At 74.4% G+C, this 1,632-nt stretch carries 1 protein-coding gene; it reads right to left on the reverse strand.

The features are described from left to right. On the reverse strand, nt 1-1,632 hold a 1,632-nt coding region (locus JLI01S_RS16465; RefSeq protein WP_174521333.1), incomplete at both ends, for a DNA glycosylase AlkZ-like family protein.

Consider the following 1,632-nt stretch of genomic DNA (forward strand, 5'->3'; position numbering starts at 1 on the left):
CCGCCGTAGCGGCTCCGGGCGGCCGGGCGCCGCTGTGGCGTGTGGGCGGTGCGTCCGCCGGCCAGCAGGCCACGCACCGGGGCGAGGGTGTCCCCGGTGACGAGCCCCCGGTGGGTCAGGGACCACAGGATGTCGGCCAGCGCGTCGTCATCGATGGGGTCCTCGCCCTCGGCCCGCTCCCGTGCCACTGCGTCGGCCAGGTCGCGGAAGAAGTAGGCGCCCCCGCCCGAGAGGGTCGCGTGGACCCGCGCCTCCACATCGGTGAGGCCGGCATCGTCAGCGACCGGAAGTGTCGTCTCGGCCCCGTCGGTGAGATGCAGGCTGATCCACGCGTCGTCGCCGGGCAGACTCCCGTGCCCGGCCCACAGCACCTCGCCGGTCGCCATCAGGTCATCCAGGAGCGGCCCGACGACATCGTCGATGCGGGCAGGCAGGACGAGGGACTCGAGCGCGCTGGCGGGCATCCGCACGCCACTCAGCTGCTCGACGACCCGCAGGACGCCATCCCGCCCGCGCATCCGGGAGCCGACGCCCTGCCACGCGGGCAGGAACCGGGCGTACTGCCGGGGCTCGACGGGCTCGACCTCGTGGCGCAGCGCGGCGAGCGAGCGTCGCCGCAGGATGCGCAGCACCTCGGCGTCGCAGAACTCCCCACCGCGCCCGCCGCACTCCACGGGCAGCAGGTCGCCCTCGACGAGCCGGCCGGCCTGAACGAGACGACGCAGCGCATCGGTCGCGACGGCGCGACCGATGCCGTAGTGCGCGGCCAGGTCCGTGGCGGCGAAGGGGGCGTGGGTGCGGGCGTAGCGCGTGACGAGCTCACCGAGCGGGTCGTCCGTCGGCTGGAGGACCGAGTTCGCGAGGCCCTGGGGCAGGCTCACCCCGAGTGCGTCACGCAGGCGGGCCGCGTCCTCGGTGCTGGCCCACCGATCCTCACCGGCCACGCGCACGGGGATGACCTGACGACTGGACCCGAGGTCGGTGAGTGCGGCGCGGATCGCCTCGACGTCGAGCCGGCTGCGCGCATCGAGTGCCTCCACCGACAACGGGCCGAGGACGCGCAGCAGGTCGAGCAGGTCCTCGCCGTCGCGGGCGGCCCGCTCGGGGGTCAGGCACTGCAGCTCGGCACTCGTGCGCTCAACGGCCGCGGGGTCCAGCAGGTCGGCCAGGGCCAGCTGCTCCCCGCGTCCCAGCAGGTCGGCGAGCAGGCTGGGGTCGAGGGTCAGCGCGGCCGCGCGTCGCTCGGCGAGCGGTGAGTCCCCTTCGTAGAGGAACTGCGCGACATAGCCAAACATCAACGACGCGGCGAAGGGGGAGGGCCGCTGGCTCTCGACGTCGACGAGTGTGACCCGGCGGCCGGCGACGTGCGTCATGAGCTGGGTGAGGGCCGGGACGTCGAAGACGTCCTGCAGGCACTCGCGCACGGCCTCCAGCACGATCGGGAAGTCGGAGTGACCGCTCGCCACCTGGAGGAGCGCGGCCGAGCGCTGGCGCTGCTGCCACAGCGGCTGGCGCCGGTCGGGGCGTCGCCGGGGGAGCAGCAGGGCACGCGCTGCGCACTCGCGGAAACGGGCGGCGAAGAGGGCTGACCCGCCGATCTCGTCGGTGACGGCACGCTCGACATCGGCGGGG

Source organism: Janibacter limosus NBRC 16128, from assembly GCF_001570985.1.
GTDB lineage: Bacteria > Actinomycetota > Actinomycetes > Actinomycetales > Dermatophilaceae > Janibacter > Janibacter limosus.